The sequence below is a fragment of the Sphingomonas pseudosanguinis genome, from assembly GCF_014196255.1.
Classification (GTDB): domain Bacteria; phylum Pseudomonadota; class Alphaproteobacteria; order Sphingomonadales; family Sphingomonadaceae; genus Sphingomonas; species Sphingomonas pseudosanguinis.
Genome location: NZ_JACIDH010000036.1, coordinates 1 through 6979 on the forward strand (window position 1 = coordinate 1; position 6979 = coordinate 6979).

Below are 6979 nucleotides of genomic sequence, written 5' to 3' on the forward strand. Positions count from 1 at the left end.
TACCCCCTCCCGCCCCGTGTGTCCTCAACCCCGGGGGGGGGGGTTTCTTCCGGACCAACCCACTCCCCCCCCCCCCCCCCCCCCCCACCCCCCCCCCCCCCCCCCCGGGGGGGGGGGGGGGGGGGGGGGCCCCTCGCCGCGAACTACTCGCCCGTGGAAGCGCCCCACCCCCGCCCCTCCCCTGAAGGGGAGGGGTGGAGTCGTCTCATGCCATCCTGCTCTAAGGCGAGCGGCGTGCCGGATCGGGAAGCCGGGTGCTCCCGGTCCGGCACGCCGGCTTGCCGCATGGCGAGAGGTGCGGCAGACCGGCACGCCATGACCCCGGATCGCCGCTCCAGCCCGTCGCCACGCCGCCTGCTGCCCGGGGTGCCGTCCATCGTCACGGGTGCGATGCTGGCGATCGTCATCGTCGCGCTGGTCGCGGCGATGAGCGGGGCCATGCGGCTGCGCGGGCCATGGTATGACGAATTCTACACCCTCTATGTCGCGCACTCCGCCATTCCCCTGCCTCATGCGTTCGATCGCTGGCTGGCCGACAATCATCCGCCGCTATTCTATGCGCTGGTCCGCGCGACCGCCTGGCTGGGGTCGACGGTCGAGGAACGGCGGTTCGTCAACCTGATCCTGTTCGTGGGGGCCGCTATCCAGCTCGCCTGGTGGCTGATCCCGCAGCACCTGCGCCGGATCGGCTGGGTCTTCGCGATCGCGCTCGCCAGCGCATGGCCGGCGATCGACCGGGCGGCGGAGTTGCGCTCCAACTATCTCGCCTTCGCGGCCAGCGCCGTCGCGGTCGCGGCGCTGATCGGGTTCGACCGGGGGTATCGTGCCGCCCGAGGCGTGGAATGGGGGATGCTGACGCTGGCGCTGCTCGTGGCGCTGAACGTCCATCTGGCGACCAGCATGATCGTCGGTGGGCTGGTGGCGGCGATGGTCTTGCGGCGGCTGCTCGCACGCGACTGGCCGGGGGCCATCCGGCTGGCGACGGCGGCGATCGTGGCGGCGGCGCCGATGCTGCTCCACCTCGCCCTGTCATTCGGGCGGATCGAGGCCAATACGCGCAGCTTCTGGATTCAAGGCGGTTTCAACAGCGCACGCTGGGCGATCCAGACCGAGGTCGTGCGCAACCTGTCGGCCAATCCGGCGGTGACGATCGTCGCATTGGTCGGTTGCGGCGTGCTGGCCTATCAAAGCTGGCGCGCGCGACGGCTGGCGCGCGATGCCGATCTGGCGGTGACGCTCGGGGCCGGCCTTGCGCTGGGCTGCATGGTGATGATCGCGATCCATCTGTGGCGGCCGTTCGTCATCGATCGCTATCTGGTCGCCCTGCATCCGCCGCTCGCGATGATCCTGGCGCTGGGCGCAGGCGCGCTGCTCGATCGGATTCGGCCGATCTTCGCGGTGATCCTGTCGCTGCTGATGGCCTTTTCCGCCATGACCGCCATCGCACTGAATGCGGGTGCGACCGTTGCGCGACCCAGCTGGTATGGGACGGGTCAGGCCATCGCCGCGATCCGGCGCAACTGCCCGACGACGCGCGTGCATGTCGACCTGCGCGGCAACCGCCCCGTGCTTGATGCGCCACCGACCGAGAACCGCGCGGTCATCCCCTTCGCCTATCGCACCGTCGCCGCGCATTTCGGCTTTTCGCTCGTCTCACCCAACGATCGGACCATGCCGCTGGAATGCCCGACCCTGTTCTGGACCGAGCATGTCGCGGGCGAATCGGTGACGGCGGAAAGCCTCGCCGCGCCGTTACGCGCCGCCGGCTTCCCGATCGGACGCGCCCGGCTGCGGCGGATCGGCGACGGCCATGTGCTGGAGGCATGGCCCGCGCGCTAAGCGGCCTTGCCGAACCGCGCGCGCACCGCTACCCGGCGGCTTTAATGCAGACATCGGATCATCGCCCCGGCACGCTCATTCAGGGTGGCGCCGTTTTCCCGCACCGGCATCTGACCGGAATCGACGGTCTTCAACCGCATGAGATCATGTTCCTGCTCGACGAGGCGGAACATTGGCTCGATCGCGGCGCGACCGATACGCCCGATACCAGGCTGGCGGGCCTCACCCAGATCAACGCGTTCTTTGAGAACTCGACCCGGACGCTGCTGTCCTTCGAGATCGCAGGGAAGCGCCTGGGCGCGGACGTGGTCAACATGCACGCGGCGCAGTCGAGCGTGAAGAAGGGCGAGACGCTGATCGACACGGCGATGACGCTGAACGCGATGCGCGCCGACGTCATCGTGATCCGCCACATGGCGAGCGGTGCCGTCCGGCTGATCGCCGACAAGGTCGACTGCCCGGTCCTGAACGCGGGCGACGGGCGGCACGAGCATCCGACCCAGGCGCTGCTCGACATGCTGACCATCCGCCGCCGCCGGGGCAGCGTTGCGGGGCAGAAGGTCGTAATCTGCGGCGACATATTGCACAGCCGGGTCGCACGCTCGGACATTCTCGCGCTCACCGCGCTGGCGGCCGAGGTGCGGGTCTGCGCGCCGTCCACCCTGATGCCCAAGGGGATCGAACGCATGTTCGTCACCCCCTTCACCGATTTCGATCGCGCGATCGAGGATGCCGATGTCGTCATGATGCTGCGCGTCCAGAACGAGCGGATGGCGGGCGGCTATATCCCCTCCACCCGCGAATACCGGATGCGCTACGGTCTGACCGCCGAACGTCTGAAGCGCGCCAAGCCAGGCGCGCTGGTCATGCACCCCGGCCCGATGAACCGGGGGGTCGAGATCGATTCGGAGGTGGCGGACGGCACGCAATCGGCGATCACCGAGCAGGTGGCGATGGGCGTCGCGGTGCGCATGGCGTGTCTGGACGTGCTGACCCGCAGAGCGCGCAAGCTGGAGGGCTGGGCATGAGCATCACCGCCTTCACCAACGCCACGCTGATCTGCCCGGTCGGCGGCGAGATCAAGGGCGAGACCCTGCTGGTCGAGAATGGCATCATCACCGGCACCGGGGACGCTCCCGAGGGTGCGACCATCATCGACTGCGGCGGCAAGATGCTTAGCACCGGCATTGTCGATCTGGGCGTGTTCAAGGTCGACCGCGCCGCCTGTCGCGCAGGGGGCATCGTGCGGATCGGCCTGATGCCCGACCAGTCGCCGGTCCTCGACGATCCGGGCGTGGTGCAACGTGCCGCGCTGATCGGGCGACCGGACCTGTGGATTCACCCGATCGCGGCGGCGACGCGCTCGCTGGCGGGGATTGACCTGGCCGAGATGGCGGTCTGCGTCTCAGCGGGCGCGAAGGCCGTCGGCACCGGGCGCGGCTGGATCGCCGATTCGGGCGTGATGCACCGGGTGCTCGCTTATGCGGGCGATCTGGGTCTGACTGTCATCGCCCATGCCGAGGATGGTGGCCTCGCCGCCGATGCGGTCGCGACCGAGGGAGAGACCGCCAGCCGCCTGGGCCTGCCCTCCGCCCCCGCCATCGCCGAAGCGCTCGCCATCGCGCGCGACCTGATGCTGGCCGAGGAGACGGGCGCGAAGCTGCACATCCGGCAGGTGACGACGGCGGCGGGCTTCGACCTGATCCGCGCGGCCAAGCGGCGCGGGGTGAAGGTGACGTGCGGCATCACGCCTGCGCATCTCCACCTCTCCGACATCGCGATCACCGATTTCCGCACCTTCGCGCGCCTCTCGCCGCCGTTGCGCGACGAAAGCGACCGGCAGGCCGCGCTGGCGGCGGTGGCGGACGGGACGGTCGATGTGATCGGCTCGGGCCACGACCCGCATGGCCCGGAAGAAAAGCGCCTGCCCTTCGTTGATGCCGAGGCGGGCATGGCGGGGGCGGAGACGCTGCTGCCGCTGGCGCTGATGCTGGTGCGGGACGAGCGGATCACCCTGCCCCGGCTGTTCGCGCTGCTCTCCGCCAATCCGGCCAAGGTGCTGGGCCTCGACACCGGCACGCTGGAGCCGGGCAAGCCCGCCGACCTGATGCTGTTCGATGCCGACACGCCGTGGATGGTGTCGGGCGACGCCTTCGCCTCGGCGGGCAATACGCCGTTCGACGGCTTCCCGGTCCAGGGCCGCGCACTGCGGCTGTGGAAGGCAGGACGGGAAATTCACTGAGAAATCCTCCCCATCTCTTGATGGGGAGGGGGACCGCGCCCGCAGGGCGTGGTGGAGGGGCATGGCCGGTTCGTCACGCCCCTCCACCACCGGGCTATCGCCCGGCGGTCCCCCTCCCCAAGCGAGCTTGGGGAGGAATAAAAAGCCCTCCCCAAGACACCTTGGGGAGGGCTTTTCGCTTAACCGTTATCGGCTCAACCGCGACGTGGACCGCGCGGGCCGCCCTGGGTGGGGCGCGGCGAATAGCGGCGCGGGCCGCCGGGGCCACCGGCCGGGCGACCGCCCATCGGACGGTTGCCGCCCGGACCACGACGCGGACCACCGCTGGGCGCACCGCCGGCGGGCGGGCCATCGGCCTGCTCGATCGCGATATCGTCCTCGGCATGATCCGCCTCGGTCCGCTTCAGCGCGGCGATGAAGCGCGACGCCAGTGCGGTCGGGATTTCGAACAGCGTCTCGTTGGGCTGGATGCGGATCGCGCCGATCTCGTTGCGGGTGATGTGCCCACGACGGCAGATCAGCGGCAGCAGCCAGCGCGGATCGGCGTTCTGGCGACGACCGACGCTCATGCGGAACCAGGCGGTGTCGTCGAAGCCCTCGCGACGCTCGCGCGGCGGCGGCGCATCGCCCTCGACCAGCTCCTCGGCCTGGGGCAACGCGGCGCGGTGCGCGCGAACCAGCGCGGCGGCGATGTCCTCGGCCGACTTTTCGGCGAGCAGGCGGGTGGCCAGCTCGCGATCGGCTTCGTCCACCTCGACCGGCGCGAGCAGCGCGGTCAGCAGGCGCTCGCGGTCCTGCTCGCGAATTTCCTCCAGCGTGGGGGCACGACGCCATTCGGCGTCGATGCGCGCGCCGCGCAGCATGCCCTCGACCCGGCGACGGCGCGGGTACGGCACGATCAGGATCGCGGTGCCCTTGCGGCCCGCGCGACCGGTGCGGCCCGAACGGTGCTGCAGCGCTTCGGCATCGCGCGGAATTTCGACATGGATCACGAGCGTCAGGCCGGGCAGGTCGATGCCGCGTGCGGCGACGTCGGTCGCGACGCAGACCCGCGCACGGCCGTCACGCAGCGCCTGGAGCGCATGGTTGCGTTCATTCTGCGAATGCTCGCCCGACAGCGCCACCGCCGAGAAGCCACGCTCGACCAGGCTGGCGTGCAGGTGGCGGACATTGTCGCGCGTCGCGCAGAACAGGATCGCAACCTCGGCCTCGTGCAGGCGCAACAGGTTGACCACCGCCGCCTCGATGTCAGCGGGCGCGACCGTCACCGCCTGATAGGCGATGTCGGCATGGCCCTTGTCCTCGCTGATCGTCTCGATCCGCTTGGCATTGGTCTGATACCGCTTGGCGAGCTGCACGATCGGGCGCGGCATGGTCGCCGAGAAGAGGAGCGTGCGACGCTCGGACGGCGTGCCGTCGAGGATCTGCTCCAGATCCTCGCGGAAGCCCATGTCGAGCATCTCGTCCGCCTCGTCGAGCACGACGAACTTCAGCGACGACAGGTCGAGCGCGCCGCGCTCCAGATGGTCGCGCAGACGACCCGGGGTGCCGACGACGATGTGGGTGCCGTGGCTGAGCGCACGACGCTCGCGCGAGGCATCCATGCCGCCGACGCAGGTGGCGATGCGCGCACGCGCCCCGGCATAGAGCCATTCCAGCTCGCGGCTGACCTGCAGCGCCAGCTCGCGGGTCGGCGCGATGACCAGCGCCATCGGCGCGCCCGGCTGGGGCAGGTGATCGCCACCGTTCAGCAGCTCGCTCGCCATGGCGAGGCCGAAGGCGACGGTCTTGCCCGAACCGGTCTGGGCGGAGACGATCAGGTCACGGCCCTGGGCGTCATCCTCGATAACGGCGGCCTGGACAGGGGTCGGCGCGGCATAGCCACGCGCGGAAAGGGCAGCCGACAATACCGGCGGCAAAGCAGAAAAAGGCATGGGGACTCCAACGACAAAAAGGAGCGCGTACCGCCGAACCAAGGGACCCATCCCTCTTAGTTGGCGGATACACCCATGCGGCACGGGTGAATGTGTAGCGTTCCGTGAAAGCGTGGCCCTATACACGATTGCAGCCAAAACTCAAGCCGCGCTTGCGGTGAACCGATCGGCCCGTCATGGGAGCCCGGCTATGACCTTACGCGTTGATCCCCGATGAGTGTCGCCTTTCGCCGCGAATCCGATGAGGAACATCTCGAACCCAAGTTCGAGCTGCCGATCCCGCCCGGCCCCAATCTGGTCACGCCGCGTGGGCTGGAACTGACCCGCGCGAAGGTGGCGGAGGTGGAGGCGGCCGTCGCGGCGGCGACCGATGACGAGGAACGTACCCGCCTCCAACGCGAACTCCGCTATTGGAACACCCGCGCCGCCACCGCCGAACTGGCCCCCGCGCCGGAGGACGGCGAGGTCGGGATCGGCAGCATGGTCACGATCCGGCTGAACGGGCAGACGAAGACGCTGACCATCGTCGGCCATGACGAAGCCGACCCCGCGCACGACCGCATCGCCTATGCCGCGCCGCTGGCCCGCGCGCTGATGGGCGCAATGGCGGGCGAGACGGTCGCGTTCGGGGGCAAGGCGGATGCGGTGGAGATAATGGACGTGAGCGCCGCCTGACCTTCTTCCCCTCCCGCAGGCGGGAGGGGCATGCCAAGCGCCTACCGGAATGCACCATCGAGGCATTTGCCGGAAACACTTTGCCTGCCGCCCCTTCTTCCTCCCCTCTCGCAGGCGGGGGGACCGAAGGGAGGGCAAGGGGCTCACCGAGACCATCGCTCGCGGCCCGCCCTCCCCCATCCCCTCCCGTAAACGGGATCGTTGCGAAAGCCATGCGGAGGTGATTCACTATCCTCGTTGGAGGACGATGCGATGTCGGATCAGCTTGGGTTTGCGGATGGTTGGGTGT

At 69.5% G+C, this 6979-nt stretch carries 5 protein-coding genes; 4 read left to right on the forward strand and 1 reads right to left on the reverse strand.

The window, feature by feature from the left end; genetic code table 11:
* The first annotated feature begins 315 nt into the window (after positions 1–315).
* From GGR48_RS17680 to GGR48_RS17690, 3 genes are read left to right on the forward strand one after another with little or no spacing between them, the layout of a single operon-like run.
* On the forward strand, positions 316–1839 hold the full coding sequence (locus GGR48_RS17680) for a hypothetical protein (protein ID WP_183953158.1): 1524 nt from the start codon (positions 316–318) through the stop codon (positions 1837–1839).
* Positions 1840–1883: 44 nt separating this feature from the next.
* Complete coding sequence (locus GGR48_RS17685; protein WP_183953162.1) at positions 1884–2867, forward strand: aspartate carbamoyltransferase catalytic subunit; 984 nt, start codon at positions 1884–1886, stop codon at positions 2865–2867.
* A complete protein-coding gene (locus GGR48_RS17690; protein ID WP_183953159.1) occupies positions 2864–4081 on the forward strand; it encodes a dihydroorotase in 1218 nt (405 codons plus the stop codon). Before GGR48_RS17685 ends, GGR48_RS17690 begins: the two co-directional genes overlap by 4 nt.
* Positions 4082–4275: 194 nt before the next feature.
* Here the strand turns inward: GGR48_RS17690 and GGR48_RS17695 are convergent, their stop codons facing one another.
* Positions 4276–6015, reverse strand: a complete 1740-nt coding sequence (locus GGR48_RS17695) for a DEAD/DEAH box helicase (protein ID WP_183953160.1) — start codon at positions 6013–6015, stop codon at positions 4276–4278.
* A 213-nt stretch (positions 6016–6228) separates the two neighbouring features.
* Between GGR48_RS17695 and GGR48_RS17700 the strand changes: the two genes are divergently transcribed.
* On the forward strand, positions 6229–6690 hold the full coding sequence (locus tag GGR48_RS17700) for a GreA/GreB family elongation factor (protein ID WP_183953161.1): 462 nt from the start codon (positions 6229–6231) through the stop codon (positions 6688–6690).
* Positions 6691–6979 lie beyond the last annotated feature (289 nt).

Excerpts from the sequence above, each read along its gene's own strand:
- GGR48_RS17680 (WP_183953158.1), top strand. The coding sequence starts at position 316 with ATGACCCCGGATCGCCGCTCCAGCCCGTCGCCACGCCGCCTGCTGCCC.
- GGR48_RS17685 (WP_183953162.1), top strand. The coding sequence starts at position 1,884 with ATGCAGACATCGGATCATCGCCCCGGCACGCTCATTCAGGGTGGCGCC.
- GGR48_RS17690 (WP_183953159.1), top strand. The coding sequence starts at position 2,864 with ATGAGCATCACCGCCTTCACCAACGCCACGCTGATCTGCCCGGTCGGC.
- GGR48_RS17695 (WP_183953160.1), bottom strand. The coding sequence starts at position 6,015 with ATGCCTTTTTCTGCTTTGCCGCCGGTATTGTCGGCTGCCCTTTCCGCG.
- GGR48_RS17700 (WP_183953161.1), top strand. The coding sequence starts at position 6,229 with ATGAGTGTCGCCTTTCGCCGCGAATCCGATGAGGAACATCTCGAACCC.